19 protein-coding genes are annotated in these 20,591 nt (G+C 70.3%); 8 read left to right on the top strand and 11 right to left on the bottom strand.

Annotated features, from left to right (window positions below):
* The first annotated feature begins 74 nt into the window (after positions 1 to 74).
* The 4 genes from ACLF6P_RS11750 to ACLF6P_RS11735 all read left to right on the top strand — a co-directional run bounded on the left by ACLF6P_RS11750 (position 75) and on the right by ACLF6P_RS11735 (position 4,748).
* The gene (locus ACLF6P_RS11750) at positions 75 to 797 is read left to right on the top strand and encodes an HAD family hydrolase (protein ID WP_415950006.1); all 723 of its coding nucleotides are present in this window, start codon (positions 75 to 77) and stop codon (positions 795 to 797) included.
* Between the two features lie 190 nt (positions 798 to 987).
* Positions 988 to 3,219: an acetate--CoA ligase family protein gene (locus ACLF6P_RS11745; RefSeq protein WP_415950004.1), complete on the top strand. Its 2,232-nt coding sequence runs from the start codon at positions 988 to 990 to the stop codon at positions 3,217 to 3,219.
* A gap of 143 nt (positions 3,220 to 3,362) precedes the next feature.
* Complete coding sequence (locus ACLF6P_RS11740) at positions 3,363 to 4,088, top strand: enoyl-CoA hydratase/isomerase family protein (RefSeq protein ID WP_415950181.1); 726 nt, start codon at positions 3,363 to 3,365, stop codon at positions 4,086 to 4,088.
* 66 nt (positions 4,089 to 4,154) lie between these two features.
* Entirely contained in the window at positions 4,155 to 4,748 is a 594-nt protein-coding gene (locus ACLF6P_RS11735) for a flavin reductase family protein (protein ID WP_415950180.1), read from the top strand.
* Positions 4,749 to 4,839: 91 nt separating this feature from the next.
* Here ACLF6P_RS11735 and ACLF6P_RS11730 read toward each other — a convergent pair whose 3' ends face one another.
* The 3 genes from ACLF6P_RS11730 to ACLF6P_RS11720 form a co-directional block, all read right to left on the bottom strand.
* Positions 4,840 to 5,283, bottom strand: coding sequence for a type II toxin-antitoxin system VapC family toxin (locus ACLF6P_RS11730; protein ID WP_415950003.1), 444 nt, complete (start codon positions 5,281 to 5,283; stop codon positions 4,840 to 4,842).
* Positions 5,273 to 5,512 (bottom strand): AbrB/MazE/SpoVT family DNA-binding domain-containing protein, encoded by a 240-nt coding sequence (locus tag ACLF6P_RS11725; protein ID WP_415950002.1) that lies wholly within the window; start codon positions 5,510 to 5,512, stop codon positions 5,273 to 5,275. Before ACLF6P_RS11725 ends, ACLF6P_RS11730 begins: the two co-directional genes overlap by 11 nt.
* Positions 5,513 to 5,578: 66 nt before the next feature.
* The gene (locus ACLF6P_RS11720; protein ID WP_415950000.1) at positions 5,579 to 6,742 is read right to left on the bottom strand and encodes a GlxA family transcriptional regulator; all 1,164 of its coding nucleotides are present in this window, start codon (positions 6,740 to 6,742) and stop codon (positions 5,579 to 5,581) included.
* Positions 6,743 to 6,813: 71 nt separating this feature from the next.
* Here ACLF6P_RS11720 and ACLF6P_RS11715 point away from each other — a divergent pair, with 71 nt between their 5' ends.
* On the top strand, positions 6,814 to 8,172 hold the full coding sequence (locus tag ACLF6P_RS11715; protein WP_415949999.1) for an MFS transporter: 1,359 nt from the start codon (positions 6,814 to 6,816) through the stop codon (positions 8,170 to 8,172).
* A gap of 29 nt (positions 8,173 to 8,201) precedes the next feature.
* Here the strand turns inward: ACLF6P_RS11715 and ACLF6P_RS11710 are convergent, their stop codons facing one another.
* From ACLF6P_RS11710 to ACLF6P_RS11695, 4 genes are all read right to left on the bottom strand, one after another.
* The gene (locus ACLF6P_RS11710) at positions 8,202 to 8,618 is read right to left on the bottom strand and encodes a type II toxin-antitoxin system VapC family toxin (RefSeq protein WP_415949997.1); all 417 of its coding nucleotides are present in this window, start codon (positions 8,616 to 8,618) and stop codon (positions 8,202 to 8,204) included.
* Positions 8,619 to 8,939, bottom strand: a complete 321-nt coding sequence (locus ACLF6P_RS11705) for a type II toxin-antitoxin system Phd/YefM family antitoxin (protein ID WP_415949995.1) — start codon at positions 8,937 to 8,939, stop codon at positions 8,619 to 8,621.
* A 97-nt stretch (positions 8,940 to 9,036) separates the two neighbouring features.
* The gene (locus tag ACLF6P_RS11700; protein WP_415949993.1) at positions 9,037 to 10,104 is read right to left on the bottom strand and encodes a Zn-dependent alcohol dehydrogenase; all 1,068 of its coding nucleotides are present in this window, start codon (positions 10,102 to 10,104) and stop codon (positions 9,037 to 9,039) included.
* Between the two features lie 172 nt (positions 10,105 to 10,276).
* Positions 10,277 to 11,188 carry an SDR family NAD(P)-dependent oxidoreductase gene (locus ACLF6P_RS11695; RefSeq protein ID WP_415949991.1) on the bottom strand — a complete coding sequence of 304 codons (912 nt, stop codon included), beginning with the start codon at positions 11,186 to 11,188 and terminating at the stop codon, positions 10,277 to 10,279.
* Between the two features lie 101 nt (positions 11,189 to 11,289).
* Between ACLF6P_RS11695 and ACLF6P_RS11690 the strand changes: the two genes are divergently transcribed.
* The gene (locus ACLF6P_RS11690; protein WP_415949990.1) at positions 11,290 to 12,216 is read left to right on the top strand and encodes a cyclase family protein; all 927 of its coding nucleotides are present in this window, start codon (positions 11,290 to 11,292) and stop codon (positions 12,214 to 12,216) included.
* A gap of 419 nt (positions 12,217 to 12,635) precedes the next feature.
* Here the strand turns inward: ACLF6P_RS11690 and ACLF6P_RS11685 are convergent, their stop codons facing one another.
* From ACLF6P_RS11685 to ACLF6P_RS11670, 4 genes are all read right to left on the bottom strand, one after another.
* Positions 12,636 to 13,094 (bottom strand): ATP-binding protein, encoded by a 459-nt coding sequence (locus ACLF6P_RS11685; protein WP_415949988.1) that lies wholly within the window; start codon positions 13,092 to 13,094, stop codon positions 12,636 to 12,638.
* Between the two features lie 463 nt (positions 13,095 to 13,557).
* A complete protein-coding gene (locus tag ACLF6P_RS11680; protein ID WP_415949986.1) occupies positions 13,558 to 14,454 on the bottom strand; it encodes an acyl-CoA dehydrogenase family protein in 897 nt (298 codons plus the stop codon).
* Positions 14,455 to 14,464: 10 nt separating this feature from the next.
* A complete protein-coding gene (locus ACLF6P_RS11675; protein WP_415949985.1) occupies positions 14,465 to 15,619 on the bottom strand; it encodes an acyl-CoA dehydrogenase in 1,155 nt (384 codons plus the stop codon).
* 15 nt (positions 15,620 to 15,634) lie between these two features.
* Entirely contained in the window at positions 15,635 to 16,924 is a 1,290-nt protein-coding gene (locus ACLF6P_RS11670) for an amidohydrolase family protein (RefSeq protein WP_415949984.1), read from the bottom strand.
* A gap of 168 nt (positions 16,925 to 17,092) precedes the next feature.
* Between ACLF6P_RS11670 and ACLF6P_RS11665 the strand changes: the two genes are divergently transcribed.
* Positions 17,093 to 18,652: a class I adenylate-forming enzyme family protein gene (locus ACLF6P_RS11665; RefSeq protein ID WP_415949982.1), complete on the top strand. Its 1,560-nt coding sequence runs from the start codon at positions 17,093 to 17,095 to the stop codon at positions 18,650 to 18,652.
* A gap of 466 nt (positions 18,653 to 19,118) precedes the next feature.
* On the top strand, positions 19,119 to 20,561 hold the full coding sequence (locus ACLF6P_RS11660) for an alanine/glycine:cation symporter family protein (RefSeq protein ID WP_415949981.1): 1,443 nt from the start codon (positions 19,119 to 19,121) through the stop codon (positions 20,559 to 20,561).
* Positions 20,562 to 20,591 lie beyond the last annotated feature (30 nt).

The following is a 20,591-nucleotide window of genomic DNA, read 5'->3' as shown; positions in this document are numbered from 1 at the left end:
CCGGGGACGGGGAGAGGGAGGCCGCCGGTGCCGCCCGGCACCGGCCCCCTCCCCCCACACCTGACGGGAACCCGATGAAACACACCCGGATCGCATTCTTCGATGTCGACGGCACCCTGACGACAGACACCACTCTCTTCCGGTTTCTGCGCTACTACCTGGCCGCCCACGGCCACGCCCCGCACGTGTACGAGCAGCGTCGCCAGCGCCTCAAGGCGATGACGGACATCGGTGTCCCCCGGGAGGAGACCAACCGGGCGTACTTCGAGAACTTCAAGGGCGCGAGTGCCCCTGTGGTGACCCGCCTCGCACGGGAATGGTTCGCCACCGAACTGCGTCATGGCGGATTCCTCAACCCCCATGCGCTTGCCGCGCTGCGCCGGCACCAGCGGGACGGCGACCCGGTGGTGCTCGTCTCCGGCTCCTTCCCCGCCTGCCTCGAACCCGTCGCCGCATACCTCGGAGCCGACGAAACGTGGTGTACTCCGCCGGAGATCACGCATGGGCGCTACACGGGCAGGCTCATCCGCCCCCCGATGATCGGTGAGGCCAAAGCGACAGCCGTACGGTTGATCGCCGGCGCGTACCGCACCACACCAAGCCACTGCATCTCCTACGGTGACCACATTTCCGATGTGCCCATGCTCGGGCTCACCGGCTCGGCCGTGGTCGTCGGCGGGGACGAGGAGCTGCGCAGCCTGGCTCGCTCACGCTCCTGGCTGCTGCTGCCAGGGGCTCCCAAGCCATCCCGACCTCACACGGCGCCGCAAGGCCTGACGGCTCATGCGGCCGGGTAGGGAATAACGGGCGGCACGCCCCGCACCGCTTTCCGAGCACGCTCCCGGCCTGCCCCACAGCACGACGCACACCCCTCCCGCGCACTTTCCGACGCAGACCTGTTCCTGACGGGCCGTCAGTTCAGTAATCTGACTACGCGTCAGTTCTGTTGGCCGTAAGGACGTACAACACAGGAGGCGGGCGTCAGCGATGCTTGGATCGACTCACGGCACCCTCACCACCGACTCCCGCCCGGCCCGCGTCGTGGCCTGCGGCGAGCGCCCCACGCCGGCGGTGCACAGTGTCGCGGCCCCGCGCGGGGCCGCCGATCTCGATGTCGGCGGGCGGCCGCTGCACGCGGACGCGCCCGATCTGGACCGGTTCTTCCGGCCCGAGTCGGTGGCGGTGGTCGGCGCCTCCGATGCGGAGGGCCGGCCCAACACCGGGATCACCAAGCAACTCATCGCCTGGGCCGAGCGGGTCGGGGCCCGGCTCCATCCCGTGCATCCGACGCGCGGGAGTGTCTTCGGGCTGCCCTGCGCACCCTCCGTCGCCGATCTGCCCGAGCAGGTCGATCTCGCGGTCCTCCTGGTCGGTGATCCTCTCCCCGTGATCGAGGAACTCGCCGAGGCGAAGGTGAAGTTCGCCGTCGCCTTCGCCTCCGGTTTCGCGGAGACGGGGGAACAGGGCGCGCTCGCGCAGACCCGGCTCACCGCCGCGGTCGAGCGTTCCGGTATCCGCCTCCTCGGCCCGAACACCAACCTCAACGCCTTCGAGAAGTTCCGCGATGACCTGGACGGACCGGCGATCGCGCTGATCACCCAGTCCGGCCATCAGGGCCGTCCGGTCTTCGCGATGCAGGAGATCGGCGTACGGCTCTCGCACTGGGCGCCGACCGGCAACGAGGCCGATCTGGAGACCGCCGACTTCCTCTCGTACTTCGCGGAGCAGCCCGAGGTCGGGGCGATCGCCTGCTATATCGAGGGGCTGAAGGACGGCCGGTCGTTCCTGCTGGCCGCCGACCGGGCCGCGCAGCGCGGCGTGCCGGTCGTCGCGGTCAAGGTGGGGCGGACGGAGGCGGGCGCGCGGATGGCCGCCTCGCACACCGGGAAGCTGACCGGTGCGGATGACGTGGTGGACGCGGCGATGCGGCAGTTCGGGGTGATACGGGTCGACGGGCTCGACGAACTCCAGGACACCAGCGCCCTGTTGGCGCGGGCGCGGAAACCGCAGGCCGACGGGGTGGTCGTGTACTCGATCTCCGGTGGTACGGGGGCTCATTTCTCGGACCTCGCGACCGAGGCGGGGCTGAAGCTGCCGAAGCTCTCGCAGGCCAAGCAGGACGAGCTGCACGAGTGGATTCCCTCGTATCTGAATGTGGCGAATCCCGTGGACAACGGCGGCCACCCGGTCGGCGACTGGCGCGGGCGGAAGATCATCGACGCGATCCTCGCCGACCCTTCCGTGGGTGTCCTGATCTGCCCGATCACCGGCCCCTTCCCGCCGATGAGCGACAAGCTGGCGCAGGACCTGGTGGACGCGGCCGAGCAGACCGACAAGCTGGTCTGCGTGGTCTGGGGTTCGCCGATCGGCACGGAGGACGCGTACCGCGAGACGCTCCTCGGCTCGTCCCGCGTCGCGACCTTCCGTACGTTCTCCAACTGCATCACGGCGGTACGGGCCTGGCTGGACCACCACTCCTTCACCGCGAGCTACCGCTCCCCCTTCGACGAGGCCCCGCGCACCCCGTCCCCGTCCTTCCGCAAGGCGCAGGCGCTGATGCGCCCGGGCCAGCAGCTCAGCGAGCACGCCGCCAAGCAGCTGCTGCGCGCGTACGGGATCAGGGTGCCGCGCGAGCAGCTGGTGACGAGCGCGGCGGCGGCCGTACGGGCGGCGGGGCTCGTCGGCTACCCGGTGGTGATGAAGGCCTCCGGCGCGCAGCTCGCCCACAAGACCGAACTGGGCCTGGTGAAGGTCGGACTGACCTCCGCGAGCCAGGTACGCGACGCGTACCGCGAGCTGACCGACATCGCGCGCTACGAGGGCATCGATCTCGACGGGATCCTGGTCTGCCAGATGGTGGAGAAGGGCGTCGAGATGGTCGTCGGCGTCACGCACGACGCGCTCTTCGGGCCGACGGTGACGGTCGGGCTCGGCGGGGTGCTCGTGGAGGTGCTGCGGGATGCGGCGGTCCGCGTACCGCCGTTCACGGAGGACCAGGCGCGGGCGATGCTCGGCGAACTGCGGGGAGCGGCACTTCTGGACGGCGTACGGGGCGGGCCTCCCGTGGACGTGGACGCGCTGGTGGAGGTGGTGCTGCGGGTCCAGCGGATGGCGCTGGAGCTGGGGGACGACCTCGCCGAGCTGGACATCAACCCGCTGATGGTGCTGCCGCGCGGGCAGGGGGCGGTGGCGCTGGACGCGCTGGCTGTGTGCCGCTGAGAGGCGTACGTGGAGGGGCGTACGTACAGCTGAGAGATGTACGTACATACGCACAGGAGAGGGAGCTCGTGCCTGAAGACGTAGAGGTCCTGCACGCCGTCGAGAACGGCGTCTCGTGGATCACACTGAACCGCCCCGAGGCGATGAACGCCGTCACCTGGGACCAGCGCGAGCGCATCATGGCGCTGCTCGCCGAGGCCTCCGCGGACGCCTCCGTACGGGCGGTGGTGATCACCGCGAAGGGCAAGGGCTTCTGCGCGGGGGCGGATCTGCGGGGGTCCCCCGGCAGCGGTGGTGGCGAGCGCGTGGCGGGCGATGTGGCGCGGATGATCCGCCGAGGTGCGCAGCGTTTCATCGCCGCGGTCATGGACTGCGAGAAGCCGGTGATCGCGGCGGTGAACGGCACGGCGGCGGGCATCGGGGCGCACCTGGCGCTGGCCTGCGATCTGGTGATCGCCGCCGAATCGGCCCGGTTCATCGAGGTCTTCGTACGGCGCGGGCTGGTGCCCGACGGCGGCGGGGCGTATCTGCTGCCCCGGCTGGTCGGGCCGCAGCGGGCCAAGGAGCTGATGTTCTTCGGCGATGCGGTGCCGGCGGCAGAGGCGGAACGGCTCGGCCTCGTCAACCGGGTCGTGGCCGCGGAGGACCTGGAGAAGACGGCCCGCGAATGGGCCGAACGCCTCGCCCAGGGCCCGACCCGCGCCCTCGCCCTGACGAAGCAGCTCGTCAACGCCTCCCTGGACACCGACCGCACCACCGCCTTCGCGGCGGAGGCGACGGCCCAGGAGATCAACATGACGACGCGGGACGCCAAGGAGGGCGTGGCGAGCTTCGTGGAACGCCGCTCACCTGCGTACGAGGGCCGATGACCCTCACACCCCTTCCAATCTGACGATCCGTCAGGTTCAATGAGTGGCGTGATGGGACACGCAGGGATGGCGGCCACCACCATCCGATATCTCAGGTCAACCGGCGCGCTTCCGGCCGCCGAACCCGTCGAGGCGCTTCCCCGCCCCGATCTCAGGGCCGTGCGCGAGGACGAGCGGTTACCGCTCGACCCGGGCGAATTCCGGCGCGTGCTCGGGCACTTCGCGTCCGGTGTCACGGTCATCACGGCGACGACACCCGACGGCATCCCCGTGGGCTTCGCCTGCCAGTCCTTCGCCTCGCTCTCCCTCGACCCGCCGCTGATCGCGTTCATGGTCGCGCGTACGTCGACGACCTGGCCGAAGATCGCCGAGGCGGGCTCGTTCTGCGTGAACATCCTGGGCGCGCACCAGGGCGAGCTGTGCCGCGGCTTCGCGGTCAGCGGCGCCGACAAGTTCGCCGGCGTCACCTTCGACGCCGCCCCGGTCTCCGGCGCCCCGCGCCTCGCGGAGGTCCCGGCCTGGCTCGACTGCCGCATCCACGCCGTCCACACCGGCGGCGACCACCTGATCGTGGTCGGCCGCGTGAACGCCCTCGGCGCCGAGGAACAGGGCGAGCCGCTCCTCTTCCACCAGGGGAAATTCGGCCAGTTCATCCGCTGAGTCCTGACCGCCGCGCACGGCGATCAGGCGGGCACGGCGATCAGGCGGGCACGGCGATCAGGCGGGCACGGCGATCAGGCGGCCATGACGCTCAAACGGGGCAGATGATCTCCACCTTCGGGAAGTACATCCGGTAGCGCTTGGCATCCCGGGTGAGGAGCCGGAAGCCGGCCACCGCCGCGTGTGCGCCGATGTAGAAGTCAGGCAGCGGCGAGCGCTTCTGCCCCTCGCTCTTCCGGTGGCGCTGATAGGCCTTGCCCGCCAGAAACCCGGCTGTCCACGGCAGCGGGTGCCGGGTGTAGTCCTCGTCGAGGATGGCGTCGAGGGTCTCGATGGCATCGAAGCCGACCGAGATCTCCGCGTACACGATCGGGTTGATGACGAGCAGGCCCTGATCTCTGGCCTGTGCGAGCTGCCCGGCCGACCACTCCGCCCATGCGGGGTCGTCCGTCAGGACATCGAGGATGACGCACGAGTCCACGAGCGTACGCGGCCGGGCGTCGTCCCCCGCGAGCTGCAGCCGTTCACTCGCCACGCAACAGCTCCATGATCTGGTCGGTGCTCAGCCCTTCCACGTCCTTGCTCGTCGCACTGCCGCGCATGCGGCGGACCATCCGCTGTCCGGGCGTGAGAGCAGCCTCGGCGCGCACGATCTGCAGAACGCCATCGACCTCGATGACGTCGACCTCATCGCCTTCCCGCAGATTGAACCTGGCGCGCAGCGCGGCGGGGATGGTCACCTGACCCTTGCTGTTGAGCAGCATGTCTCACGCCTCCCGAGGGGGCCGATACATGTCACACGAGACACGTAATACTACTCGTCAGGCCGCTCAGACCACCGCTCGCAGCCGAGCAGCACCGTCCACCCGGAACGTGCGGCGGTACGCCGTCGGGGTGACGCCGAGGGTGCTCATGAGGTGCTGCCGTAGGGACTGGGCGGTGCCGAAGCCGCAGTCGTGTGCCACCTGGTCGATGGTCAGGGCGCTGGATTCGAGGAGGTGGCAGGCGCGTTCGATGCGCTGGCGGGTGAGCCACTGGCCGGGGCTCACGCCCACCTCGTCGCGGAAGCGGCGGGTGAAGGTGCGCACGGACATGGACTGCTGGCGCGCCATGTCGCGCAGCTGGATCGGCTGGTGCAGGCGCTCGAGGGCCCAGGCGCGGGCCGCGGAGGTGGCGGTCAGCTCCGCCGCGGGGATCGGGCGCTGGATGAACTGCGCCTGGCCGCCGTCGCGGTGCGGCGGTACGACGGTGCGGCGGGCGATCTCGTTGGCGACGGCCATGCCGTGGTCGCGGCGCACGATGTGCAGGCACAGGTCGATACCGGCGGCGACTCCGGCCGAGGTCAGGACGTCGCCGTCGTCGACGAAGAGGACGTCCGCGTCTACGGAGACCTGCGGGAAGAGGGACTGGAAGTGCTCCGAGTGCCACCAGTGGGTGGTGGCGGGGCGGCCGTCCAGGTATCCGGCGGCGGCGAGGACATAGCCGCCTGTGCAGATCGCGACGAGGCGGGTGCCGGGGCGGATACGGGCGAGCGCGGCGGCCAGTCCGGGCGTGAGGCGGCCCTCCTCGTACACCGGGCCCAGCTCGTACGAGGCGGGGACGACGACGGTGTCCGCCGTGGCCAGGGCCTCCGGGCCGTGCTCGACGTGGATCGCGAAGTCGGCATCGGTCTGCACGGGGCCCGGCGGGCGGACCGAGCAGGTGATCACCTCGTAGAGCGGCTGCCCGTCCGGGCCGACGGGGCGGCCGAAGATGCGGTGCGGGATGCCGAGTTCGAAGGGGAGCAGGCCGTCGAGGGCGAGGACGGCTACGCGGTGGCGGGGGGTGTGGTCGCCGGGTGTGCGGGATGCGCGCTGTGCACAGGGTGCGCTGGACAGACCCCTCCCTCCCGGGGGCCGAGCCCTTTCAACCCTATCGGCGACCACTGACAACGCCCCCTCGGACGACGCCCTCTCGGACAACGCCCCGCGCCCGGCAACTCCGCTGGATCCCATGGCCCGATCCTATCGAACAGTGACCATCAGGCCACTCGTTCCGCCCGCCCCCGGCGCACAGGATGTTCCCCGTGACCCAGACTTCCGACGCCGCTACCCGCCGCCCCACCAGCGCCAGGACCCCGAACGACGCCCCCCGCATCCCGGACGCGCCGCGCACGCCCGGCGCGCCCCGCACCCCGCGCATCCACCGCGCCTGGTGGGTCGCCGCGGTCGCCTTCGTGACGATCCTGGGCGCGGCCGCCTTCCGTTCGCTGCCCGGACTGCTCTTCGAACCGCTGGAGACCGACTTCGGCTGGTCGCGCGGCACCATCGGCCTCGCGGTCTCCGTGAACCTCGCGCTGTACGGCCTGACCGCGCCCTTCGCGGCCGCCCTGATGGACCGTTTCGGCATCCGCAAGGTCGTGGCCGTCGCCCTCACGATGATCGCGGTCGGTGCGGGCCTCACCGTCTGGATGTCGAGCCCGCTCCAGCTGATCCTCTACTGGGGTTTCCTCGTCGGCCTCGGCTCCGGCTCGATGGCCCTGGCCTTCGCGGCGACCGTCACCAACCGCTGGTTCACCGAACGCCGCGGCCTCGTCACCGGCCTGCTCACCGCCGCGGGCGCCTCCGGGCAGCTGGTCTTCCTGCCGCTGCTGGCGTGGATGGTCGAGGACGGCGCCTGGCGGCCCGCCTCGGTCACGGTCGCGCTGACCGCGCTCGCCGTCGTCCCCTTCGTATGGCTGCTGCTTCGCGACCACCCCGCCGACGTGGGCGTGGCACCGTACGGGGCGAAGGAGTTCGTGCCCAAGCCGCCGCCCGTCGAGGGCGCGGCCAGGCGCACCCTCACCGTCCTGTTCAAGGCCGCCCGCACCGGCCCGTTCTGGCTGCTCGCCGGCACCTTCGCGATCTGCGGCGCCTCCACGAACGGCCTGATCCAGACCCACTTCGTGCCCGCCGCGCACGACCACGGCATGCCCGTCCCGGCCGCCGCGTCACTGCTCGCCGTGATCGGCGTCTTCGACATCCTCGGCACGGTCTTCTCCGGCTGGCTCACCGACCGCTTCGACTCCCGCCGCCTCCTCGGTGTCTACTACGCGCTGCGCGGCATCTCGCTGCTCTTCCTGCCGATGCTGCTCGCGGACTCCGTACAGCCGCCGATGGTCTTCTTCATCGTCTTCTACGGCCTCGACTGGGTCGCCACCGTCCCGCCCACCATCGCCCTGTGCCGCGAGCACTACGGCGAGGACTCGGCGATCGTCTTCGGCTGGGTCCTCGCCTCCCACCAGGTGGGCGCGGCGGTCGTGACCTTCCTCGGCGGCGTCGCCCGTGACACCTTCGGCTCCTACGACGTGGTCTGGTACGCCTCGGGGGCGCTGTGCGCGGCGGCGGCGCTGATGGCGGTGGTGATACGGAAGGGTGACCGGACGGGGGCGCCGCAGCCGACGTAGGGTCAGGAGCGAGCGTCAACCGGACCCGCTCAGCAGTCGACTCCCGGGCTGGCGACGGGCAGTCCCAGAGCCCGTGCGCACTCGACCAGCCGGTGGTCGTAGGCGACGAAGGCACTCACGGCACTGCCCAGACTCAGCGCCGCCGCGCAGTGCAAGGCGTCCAGCGAACGCAGCCTGCCCGTGTGCGGCAGCTTCCCCGCGCGGTCGAAGACGACGGGACGCAGGCGCACAAGAGCGCAGTCCTCAAGCCACTCTTCGGCCTCCGCAACCGTTTCGTCCTTGGCCTGGCATGCCGAGAGTGCCCGGCGCAGCTCGGTTCGTGTGAGGTCGCTCGTCAGGACAGCCAGCGAACCCTGACGCTCGAGCCAGCGCTCCAGTTCGTCGCTCTCGGCCTCCGACTTGAAAAGCTTGATCGCGGCTGATGTGTCCAGATAGATCGCCGCCATCTAGCGCTCCCCTTCGAGGGCACGCAGGTCCTGCAACGCCTGACTGGCGACGTCACCGTCCGGCGAGGGCTGCTCCCTGCGGATCCGGGCGGTCTGCGCAGCCGTACGCGCACGGGACAGCTCTGCGGTGTCCAGGATTCCCTCAGCCACCGCCTGGTTGAGCGCCTCCTCGGCAGGGTCCGGTGGCAGTATCCGGGCGACTGTCCGGCCATGCCTCGTCACCGTGATCGTCTGTCCGTGCTCAAGACGCTTGAGCACGGCACCGGCATTGCGCTGCAGGTCCCGCACCGTGATCTTCACGTCGCACACTTCGTCGCCCATGTCGCACATGATAGACCTGAATGCGACATTACTACAGCACGGTGCGACAGCCCGTACCTTGGCCGCCGCTGTCGCACCGTGCCGTCACCCACCGCACTCAGAAGGTCAGCACCCCCCGAGCCACCCGCCCGCCGTGCAGGTCCTCCACCGCCTTCGTGAAGTCCTCGACCGGGTACGTGGACGTGACGAGTTCGTCGAGGAGGAGGCGGCCCTGCTGGTAGAGGGAGGCGTAGAGAGGGATGTCGCGCTGGGGGCGGGAGGAGCCGTAGCGGCAGCCGAGGATCGACTTGTCGAGGAACATCGCCGCGGGGAGGAAGGAGGCCTCCGTCTTCGCGCCGGTCATGCCGAGGAGGATCGCCTGACCGTGGCGGTCCAGGAGGTCGACGGCCTGGCGGATGAGCTTCGGGCTGCCCACGCATTCGAAGACGTGGTCGGCGCCGGTGGGGAGGATCTCGCGGACGGCTCCGCTCGTGTCCTCGACCGCGGAGGCGTCGATGAAGTGGGTCGCGCCGAAGCGGCGGGCCGAGTCCTCCTTCGCGGGGTTCGCGTCCACGGCGACGATCGTCGTGGCGCCCGCGATCCGGGCGCCCTGCAGGACGTTGAGGCCGATACCGCCCGCGCCGATCACGACGACCGATTCGCCCCGGTCGACGCGCGCGCGGTTGAGGACCGCGCCCACGCCGGTGAGAACGCCGCAGCCGATGAGGGCGGCGGAGGTCAGGGGGATGTCGTGGGGGATCTTCACGGCCTGGACGGCCTTGACGATCGTACGTTCGGCGAAGGAGGAGTTGGAGGCGAACTGGAAGAGCGGTTCGCCTCCGCGGGAGAACGGCTGCTGCGGCCTGCCGATCGCCTTGCGGCACATCGTCGGGCGGCCGCGGTCGCAGTCGGCACAGGCGCCGCAGCTGGCGAGGGTGGAGAGGGACACGTGGTCGCCGGGCGTCACATGGGTGACGCCCGCGCCCACCGCCTCCACGATGCCGGCGCCCTCGTGGCCGAGGACCACCGGTACGGGGAAGGGGATGGTGCCGTCGACCACGGAGAGGTCGCTGTGGCACAGTCCGGCGGCGGCGAGGGCGACGAGGACTTCCCCCGGGCCGGGGTCGCGGATGTCCAGGTCGTCGACCACGTGGGTCTGCTTGCCGTCGAAGATGACGCCTTTCATGCGGGCTCCTCCTAGTGATCCCTGGGCTCCCCGGGGGCTTCGCCCCTGGACCCCCTATTGGGGCTTCGCCCCATGCCCCCGATCGCGCTGAACGCGCTCGTCCTCAAACTCCCCCACTGCCTCAAGGGCGTGCGAGGTGGCCCTGGACGGGATGAAGTTGCCGGCCCGGCACCTACGCGTTCGGCCGGTCCTTCTTCGCTGCCGCCTTCGCCATCGCCTCCAGTTGCGCCAGCATCGGCATCGGGTCCGTGCCGACCGTTCCCGGGAGGAAGTCCGCGATGCGGTCCGGGGTCCAGGGGCCCTCCGCGTAGCCCGCGCGCAGTTCACGCGGCTGGGCCCAGACCGCGATCTTGGGGCCGGCGATCGTGTAGACCTGGCCGGTGATCTTCTCCTCGCGGGCGCGGTCCGAGAGGAGGTAGACGACCAGGGAGGCCACGTCCTCCGGGGTGCCGATCTCCTTCAGTTCCATCGGCACGTTCGCCGACATTCGGGTACGGGCGACGGGCGCGACCGCGTTGGCGGTCACCCCGTACTTGTGGAGTCCGAGCGCCGCCGAGCGGACCAGGGAGATGATCCCGCCCTTCGCGGCGGAGTAGTTGGCCTGGGCGACGGAGCCCTGGTGGTTGCCGGAGGTGAAGCCGATGAGCGTGCCGCCGCCCTGTTTACGCATCGCCGCGGAGGCCGCGCGGAAGACGGTGAAGGTGCCCTTGAGGTGGGTGGCGACGACCGGGTCCCATTCCTCCTCGGACATGTTGAAGAGCATGCGTTCGCGCAGGATCCCGGCGACGCAGACGACGCCGTCGATCCGCCCGTACGCGGACACGGCCGTGTCGACGATGCGCTGACCGCCCGCCATCGTCGAGATGTCGTCGGCGACCGCGACCGCGGATCCCCCGGCCGCCTCGATCTCCTTGACGACCTGTTCGGCCACCTCGGAGGAGGGTTCGCCGCCCTCGATGGAGACGCCGTAGTCGTTGACGACGACCTTGGCTCCCTCGGCGGCGGCTGCGAGCGCGACCGCACGGCCGATGCCGCGGCCCGCTCCGGTCACTGCCACGACCTTGCCGGCCAAGAAGTTCCCCACGTCGTGCCCCTTCCCGCGGTTTCTGACGGACCGTTAGATTCTAGAGTGCACTTGATACGCGAGCACAAGCCCCAGCAACCAAGGAAGTTGAGGAGAGCGTCATGGGCCTTCCCGCCGAGTTCCACGACATCGCCAAGCGCGTCAACAACTGGGGGCGCTGGGGCGCCGACGACGAGATGGGGACCTTGAACCTGATCACCGATGACGTGGTCCGGGAGGCGGCGGCCGAGGTGAGGAGCGGACGGCGGATAGCGCTCGCGCTCGATCTGCAGGACAACGGCGTGCAGACGGGCATGATCCCGGGCCGGGTCAATCCGATGCACACGATGGTGATGCTCAACTTCGAGATGTTCGGGCCCGGCACGATCGCCACCAGCGACGACGCGGTGACCATGGGCCTGCAGTGCGCCACGCACTGGGACGCGCTCACCCACGTATCGCACTCGGGGAAGATCTACAACGGGCGTCCCGCGGACACGATCACGGCGCACGGCGGCGCCGCGCACAGCGGGATCGAGAAGGCGCGGCATGTCGTCTCGCGCGGAGTGCTGCTCGACGTGGCGGCGGCGAAGGGGGTCGACCGGCTGCCCGGGGATCACGCCGTGACGCCGGAGGATCTCGCGGAGGCCGAGGAGTTCGGGCGGGTCCGGGTGCGGGCCGGGGATGTCGTGCTCGTGCGCACGGGGCAGATGGGGCTGTACCTGCAGAGCGACAAGCACGCCTACGCAACACCCTCACCGGGGCTTTCGATCCGTACGCCGCAGTGGTTCCACGCCCGGGACGTGGCGGCGGTCGCGAACGACACGATGGTCTTCGAGATCTTCCCGCCGGAGATCGAGAACCTGTGGCTCGGGGTGCACGGGCTGCATCTGGTCGAGATGGGGATGCTGCAGGGCCAGAACTGGAATCTGGAGGAACTGTCCACAGCCTGTGCACAGGAGGGGCGTTACAGCTTCCTGCTCTCCGCGATGCCGGAGCCCTTCGTCGGCGGGACGGGGACTCCGGTGGCACCGGTGGCCGTTCTCTGAGCGTGCGGACCTGCGGGTCCGGTGCAGTCGGCCGCTGACCGGGTATTGACGTGACGTGTCCGTTTCATCACTCTTGTCTGTGGCGATTCGTCGCGAGGGGACGTCGAGGGCGTATGTGCGGACGGCCGCGCATGCGGGCGACCGCGGCCTCGGCGAGTGCGATTCGCGCGATCGGCGACGGCTTCTCGGAGGCCGGGACGGCCTCTCGGGCCAGCGGGGCGGCTGTTGGATCGCCGGTGTCGGCCGGTGGGTGCGCTCCCCGTGCTCGGGGCGGGCCGTGAGCGCGCCACCGGCCGGTGCGCGTCGGCACACCACCCTCGCGCGTCAGCACACAGACCCGTGAGCGCCGGCACGCCAGTCGTGCGCGTCGGTACGCCAGTCGTGCGCGTCGGCACGCCTCGGTGCATCAACGGCGCACCTCAACTGATCAGCAGCGTGTCCTCGTACGAGGTCGAAGGCCCCGCGAGCGGCAGCGAACCCCGGTCCACCTCGCACCAGATCCGCTTGCCCCCGCTCGACGCCACCTGCCAGCCCCACCGGTCGGCGAGCCCGTCGACCAGGGCGAGCCCGCGGCCGTTGGTCTCCTCGCCGTCGGCACTGCGCGGCTGGGGCGCGCGGGGCGAGGAGTCGTCGACCTCGACGCGGACCGTGCCCGCGGGGGCCGGGACCTCGGGCAGCAGCATGCGGACGACGGCCGGACGCCCCGTGTGCACCACGGCGTTGGTGACCAGCTCGGAGATCAGCAGCACCAGCGTCTCGGCCGCCGGCTCGTCCGCCTCCATCCCGCACACGGCGAGCCGTGACCGGGCCCACCTCCGGGCGCGCCCCACCTCGGCGGGGTCGGCTCCGACCTCCATCTGAACCTGAAGCACCTGCACCGCTCACACCATCCGAACCGGCGGGACCGTTGGGAATACAGCCTCGTGCCACGGCGGGGTCACGGAACGTGATCCCCGTACGGGACAGCATGGTTGACGTACAGTCACCCCAACAAGCGCTTCGGGCATATTCCAGCGCGAAGGAGTACACATACGCCATACTGTGCGACGCGCACTCGCGGGGCTCGAACAACCGGGGCCCAAACGCGGCCGGGGACTGTGTGCGGGGCGCATCGCGGCTTCCGGCGCCGCCGCTTCGGCGACTCCGTACGGGCTCGACCGCTCCACCACACGCACCTCACGGAGCGTACCGGAGCAAGTGCCCAACTCCGCGCCGTGACGGGTCGCCCAGCGGACTCAACCCGAACGTGGGTCCCGCCCGGTCACTCAGCGCCACCGTTCAGGGGAAAGCTGGGGTCCTTCGACCCCCTTCCGGGGTCCTCCCACCCACTTCCGGGGCCCTTCAGCCCGCTTCGGCGAGGTGCTCGGCGAGGAGTTCCGTCAATCCGGTCTGCGACACCCACCGCTCCCTGCGCACCCAGGCGCGCTTCAGATGCAGGTGGACGTCGGCCTCCCAGGTGAAGCCCATTCCGCCGTGCACCTGCAGGCAGTCCCGCGCGCAGCGCACGGCCGCCTCGTCGGCGAGCAGTTTGGCGCCCGCGATGTCGGCGAGGTCCTCGGTGACGGCGGCCGCGTAGACGGCGGAGCGGGCGAGTTCCGTGCGGGCGAGCATCTGGGCGCACAGGTGCTTGACGGCCTGGAAGGAGCCGATCGCCGCGCCGAACTGTTCGCGTTCGCGCGCGTGGGCGACGGCCATCTCGGTGGTGCGGGCGGCGCTGCCGAGTTGTTCGGCGGCGGTGAGGAGCCCGACGAGCGGCCCGGTGGTGGGGGCCGGTTCGGTCAGCCGGTGCAGCGGGGTGAGCGGGTCGACGGAGCGTACGGGGGTGCCCGCGCCGTCGGCGAGCGCCTCCCCGGCGACCGCGTCGGCGGCCTCGTACCACTCGATCAGCGGCCCGTCGGCCTGGGTGACGACGACCTTGCCCGCCGCCGCGCCCGGCACAAGGCCGGCGGCGAGGTGGGTGGCGATCAGCGGTCCCGGCAGCAGCGCGCGGCCCGCCTCCTCGAAGAGGAGGACCGCCTCGGGGAGGCCGAGGCCGACCCCGCCCTCGTCCTCGGGGAGCCGGAGCGCGAAGAACCCCGCCTCGCCCAGCTCCCGCCACAGCCCCCGGTCGAGCGCGCCGGGGGCCCCGGCGGCGGTGTCGACGGCGGCGCGCAGGGCCTCGCGGTCGAAGCGTCCGGCGAGCAGTTCACGCATCCCGCTTCGCAGGGCCTGCTGGTCCTCGGTGAGTTGGAAGTGCATGGCGGCTTGCTCACCGGCCCTTCGGGAGGCCGAGGATGCGCTCGGCGATGATGTTCTGCTGGATCTGCGAGGTGCCCGCGGCGATCGTGTACGAGAGCGAGGAGAGCCGGTCGAGCACCCAGGCGTGGTCCATGTCGAGGGCGCCCGCGCCGAGGACGTCGGCGGCCGTGTCGTAGAGATCCTGGCGGGCGTGCGAATAGCGCAGCTTGAAGACGGAGCCGCCGGTGCCGGGGACCGATCCGGTGGCCTCGGATTCGCTGACGTTCCACTGGGTGAGCCGCCACAGGGCCGCGAACTCGGCGGCGAGCAGGCCGAGTCTGCGACGCAGGGCCGGATCCTCCCAGCGGCCGTTCCTGCGCGCCTCGCCGGCCAGGGCGGCGAGGGTTCTGCGGCAGGCGACGACCTCGCCGACGAAGGCGGTGCCGCGTTCGAAGGAGAGGGTGACCATGGTGACGCGCCAGCCGTCGTTCTCCTCCCCGACCCGGTTCGCGACGGGCACCCGCACCTCGTCGAGGAACATCTCGGCGAACTCGGTGGACCCGGCGAGCGTCCGCAGCGGCCGGATGGTGACGCCCGGTGCGTCCATGGGCATCGCGAGCCAGGAGATGCCGCGGTGCTTGGGCGCGTCCGGGTCGGTACGGACGAGGAGTTCGCACCAGTCGGCGACCTCGGCGTGCGAGGTCCAGATCTTGGAGCCGGTGATCACGTAGTCGTCGCCGTCGCGTACGGCCTTCGTGCGCAGGGCCGCGAGGTCGCTGCCCGCGTCGGGTTCGCTGAAGCCCTGGCACCAGATCTCGTCGCCGCGCAGCACCGGCGGCAGCCAGCGGGCGCGCTGCTGCGGGGTGCCCTCGGCGGCGATGGTGGGTCCGGCGTGCAGCAGGCCCACGAAGTTGGCGCCGACGTAGGGCGCGCCCGCCTTCTCGGTCTCCTCCAGGAAGATCAGATGCTGCGTCGGGGTCGCGCCCTGCCCGCCCGCGTCCACGGGCCAGTGCAGACCGGCGTACCCCGCCTCGTACAGCCTGCGCTGCCAGCCCGTGTCGTACGCGCGCCGACCGGGCCAGTCGTTCGGATCGGGCTTCGGGGGCAGCGTGGGCAGCACCCGGCCGAGCCACTCGCGCAGCCCGGCCCGGAACTCCTCTTCCTCCTGCGTGTACGTGAGGTCCATGGCCCGTCCGTCCGGCTACTTCGCGGGTCCGGCGGGTCCAGCGGGTCCAGCGGGTCCGGCTACCCCGGCTACCCCGGCCGCCCCGGCCGCCCCATCCGTCCAGGGGAAGGTCAGCCCCCGGTCGAAGTCCAGTCCCAGCATGCGGATCGCGTTGCCGCGCATCAGCTTGTAGACCGTCTCCTCGTCGAGGCCCTTGACGTGGTCGAGGGCGACCTCCTTGGTGTGCGGGAAGGTCGAGTCGACGTGCGGGTAGTCGGTCTCGAAGGTCGCGTTGTCGCGGCCGACGACATCGAGGGACGCGACGCCGTGCTTGTCACGGAAGAAGCAGCAGAAGATCTGCCGGTAGTAGTACGAGGACGGCGGCTCGGGGATCAGATCGCGCACCCCGCCCCAGGCGCGGTGCTCCTCCCATACGTCGTCGGCGCGCTCGAGGGCGTACGGGATCCAGCCCATCTGGCCCTCGGAGTAGGCGAGCTTGAGGCGCGGGAACTTCACCAGGACGCCGCTGAACAGGAAGTCCATCATCGAGGCCATCGCGTTGTTGAAGCTGAGCGAGGCCTGCACGGCGGGCGGGGCGTCCGGCGACGCGGCGGGCATCTGGGAGCTGGAGCCGATGTGCATGTTGACGACGGTGCCGGTCTCCTGGCAGGCCGCGAAGAACGGATCCCAGTAACCGGAGTGGATGGACGGCAGGCCCAGATGGGTGGGGATCTCGGAGAAGGTGACGGCGCGTACGCCGCGCGCCGCGTTGCGGTGGATCTCGGCGACCGCGAGATCGATGTCCCACAGCGGGATGATGCACAGCGGGATCAGACGGCCGCCGGAGTCGCCGCACCACTCCTCGACCATCCAGTCGTTGTACGCGCGCACGCAGGCCAGCGCGACCTCCTTGTCACCCGCCTCCGCGAAGGTCTGGCCGCAGAAGCGAGGGAAGGTCGGGAAGCAGAGCGAGGCCTCGACGTGGTTGAGGTCCATGTCCGCCAGGCGCGCCCCGGGATCCCAGCAGCCGCGCCGCATCTCCGCGCGGGTGATGCCCTCCAGGGTCATGTCGTCGCGGTCGAAGCCGACGGCGGCGATATTGCGCTTGTACGGGAACTTCAGGTCCTCGTAGATCCACCAGTCGGTCGGCGGGCCCTCCGGGTCCATCGTGATCTGGTACTTGCCACCGGTGTAGGCGAGTTCGCCGATGCCCGCGGTGAGCGGCTTGGGGCCGCGGTCCCGGTACTTCTTCGGCAGCCAGGTCTCGAAGAGATGCGCGGGTTCGATCACATGGTCGTCGACGCTGATGATCCGAGGCAGTTCCATTTGTGGGGTCCCCTCACCCGACGCGCTTGGGGCGTCGACTGTTTCTGATGGATCGTCAGATAGAGGCTAGCTTCCTGACCTCTGGACCGACAAGGCGCGGAGACATACGCTCTCCGACAATCTGACAACCCGTCAGCTGTGGTGGTCCTGGGGCTACGGAGGTCCGTGATGAGCGAGTCAGCAGGCACGTCGGGAACGGGTCTTGATTCGGCGCCCACGCTCTGGGAGCTGATCTGCCGCCGCGCCGCCCGCACCCCGCACCGCCGCGCCCTGATCCAGGCCGAGGACTCCCCCGCCGACGACCGCGGCCTGAGCTTCGCCGAGCTGCGCGACCGCGGCGAGCGGGTCGCGGCCGGGCTGTGGGAGATGGGCGTACGCCCCGGCACGGTGGTCGCCTGGCAGCTTCCCACCCGGATCGAGACCGTCCTGCTCTCGGCCGCCCTCGCCCGCATCGGGGCCGTGCAGTCGCCGGTCATCCCCTTCTACCGGGACAAGGAGGTCGGCTTCGCGCTGCGCGAGTCCAAAGCGGATTTCTTCGCCTCCCCCGGCGTATGGCGGGGCTTCGACCACACGGAGATGGCGCGGCGGCTCGGGGCGCGCGGCATCTTCGAGGCCTATGACACGCTCCCCGACGGCGATCCGCGCATCCTGCCGCCGCCGCCCGCCGAGGGCACCTCGGTGCGGTGGATCTACTGGACCTCGGGCACGACATCCGACCCCAAGGGCGTACTGCACACGGACCGGTCACTGATCGCGGGCGGTTCCTGCCTGGCACACGCGCTGCGCCTGTCTGCCGAGGACGTGGGCTCGATCGCCTTCCCGTACGCGCACATCGGCGGGCCCGACTACCTGGTGATGCTGCTCCTGTACGGGTTCCCCGCGGTGCTCTTCGAGAAGTTCGCGCTGCCCGGGGCGCTGGACGGCTACCGGCGCCACGGGGTCACGACGGCCGGCGGATCGACGGCCTTCTACTCGATGTTCCTCGCCGAACAGCGCAAACAGCCCGGCGAGAAGCTGATCCCGACACTCCGCCTGCTCGCGGGCGGCGGCGCACCCAAGCCCCCCGAGGTCTACCACGCCGTCGTACGGGAGATGAGCTGCCAACTCACCCACGGGTACGGGATGACGGAGGTGCCCATGATCACGATGGGCGCGCCGGACGACACCACGGAGCACCTGGCGACGACGGAGGGCCGTCCGCCTGCCGCCATGTCCGTCCGGATCACGTCCCCGGAGGGCAAGGAGCTGCCCGCCGGTACGGATGGGGAGGTGCGGCTGAAGGGCGAGGCGGTGTGCCAGGGCTACCTGGACCCGGCACAGACCGCCGAGGTCTTCGATGCGGACGGCTACCTGATCACCGGGGACCTCGGGCATCTGACGGAATCCGGCCATCTTGTGCTCACCGGACGCGCGAAGGACGTGATCATCCGCAAGGGCGAGAACATCTCGGCGAAGGAGATCGAGGATCTCCTGCACCGGCATCCGGCGGTCGGTGACGCGGCGGTCATCGGGCTGCCCGACGAGGCGCGGGGCGAGCGGGTCTGCGCGGTGGTCGAACAGCCCGCCGGCGCCGCGCCCCTGACCCTCACCGAGGTCACGGACTACCTCCGGGCGGAGGGCCTTTCCACGCACAAGCTGCCGGAGCAGCTCGAGGTGGTGGCGGCGCTGCCCCGGAACGAGACGCTGCGGAAGGTACTCAAGTACAAGCTGCGGGAGCGGTTCGCCTGAGGCGCCGTCCGCCTCCCGCGAGGCTGTTCACCGACGTCCGTTCACTGACGTCCGTTCACTGACGTCCCCTCGCTGACGTCCGTTCGCTCAAGTTCGTCCGCACGCCTCCTTCTCCCCGGCCCGCCGGACCTCTACGACCCGTCCACGTGATGAACGCCCGCCCGGCACGCTGGGTCAACGGCACACGCATGCCTAGAACATGTGACATGTAACATGGTACACATGGGTCCTGCGCTCCCCGGCAGGCAAAACCGGCTGGTGGGAGCGCCGTGCAACACAGGAGCCGATCAGCCTCGGAGTGACCCTCCGGCGCAGCTCATCTCGACCATCGGCTCGGGCGGGTACCTCGAACTCATCGCAGCCCTGCGACTTCGTGTTCCGGACACACCTGCCGCTCGCGGCAGTCCCGAACCTCGGACGCCACGTCAGGCACTCCTCATCCTTGACCTCCGAAAGCAGGGTGAACATGGACTTCCTCGTCGCTCTCAACGACTGGTTGTGGAATCCGCTGGTCGTGCTGGCGCTCGGCCTCGGCCTGATACTCACGGTGCTCACGCGCGGCATCCAGATACGCCGCATACCGGACATGATCCGTCTGATCCGGACCGGAGAGCGCTCCGAGGCGGGAGTGTCGTCGTTCCAGGCACTCGCGCTCACGCTCTCCAGCCGGGTGGGGGTCGGGAACATCGCCGGTGTGGCCACGGCGATCGGATTCGGCGGACCCGGCGCGCTGTTCTGGATGGCCGTCATGGCCTTCCTCGGAGGAGCCACCGCGTTCGTCGAGTCGACGCTCGCCCAGATCTACAAGAGCAGAGTCGACGGCCAGTTCCGTGGCGGCATCCCGTACTACATAGAGAAGGGGCTGCGGAAGAAGTGGCTTGCGGTCGTGGCCGCGACGGCCGCGCTCGTCCTGTACGCGGTCCTCGCCCCCGGCGTCCAGTCCAATAACATCGCGGCGGGCTTCGAACAGGCCATGGGGATCAGCCCATGGGCGACCGCCCTCGTACTCGTCGTCGCCCTCGGTTTCGTCATCATCGGCGGACGCAGGCGCATCATCGCCGTCGTCGACCGGGTGGTGCCCTTCATGGCACTGGCGTACGTACTGGTGGCGCTCGTCGTCCTCGCGGTCAACGCCGAACGGGTACCGGGCGCCATCGCCACCATCCTGTCCAGCGCCTTCGGAGCCGATTCGGTCTTCGGCGGGATCGTCGGCGCGGCCATCGCCTGGGGTGTCCGCCGGGCCATCTTCTCCAACGTCGCAGGCGTCGGCGAAGGGACGTACGGCGCGGCATCGGCCGAGGTCTCGCACCCGTCCAAGCAGGGACTCGTCCAGTCGTTCTCGATCTACGTCGACACGCTGTTCGTCTGCATGGCCACCGGGCTGATGATCGTGGTGACCGGCAGCTACAACGTCCGGACGGAGAACGGCGAGAAGCTCGCGACGCACCTTCCGGGTGTGGACGCCGGGCCCGCGTTCACACAGCAGGCCGTCGACACGGTCTTCGCGGGAAGCGGCTCACACGTGGTGGCCATCGCCCTGGCGTTGTTCGCCTTCACCACCTTGGTGGCCTTCTTCTACATCGCGGACACCAGTCTCACCTACCTCACCGGCGGAACAAGCAGCTCCGCGCTCGTACACGTGCTGCGTATCGCCATCCTGGCCATGGTCTTCTACGGATCGGTGGAGTCGGCGGACATCATCTGGGCCATCGGCGACGTCGGCTACGCCGCGCTCGGCTGGGTGAACATGGTCTGCGTCATCTTCCTCGCCAAGCCCGCACTGGTCGCACTGCGGGATTACGAGGCCCAGCGGCGGGCGGGCATCGACCCCGTCTTCGATCCGGTGAAGCTGGGCATCGAGAACGCCGACTTCTGGATCCCGGCCAAGAACGTCACACCCAACTCCTGAGGACCGCAGCAGTCTCAACCCGCCGCAGAA

The organism is Streptomyces lothianensis (assembly GCF_047779955.1).
In the GTDB taxonomy this organism is placed as follows: domain Bacteria; phylum Actinomycetota; class Actinomycetes; order Streptomycetales; family Streptomycetaceae; genus Streptomyces.
This window is presented reverse-complemented; position numbering and strand designations above follow the sequence as displayed.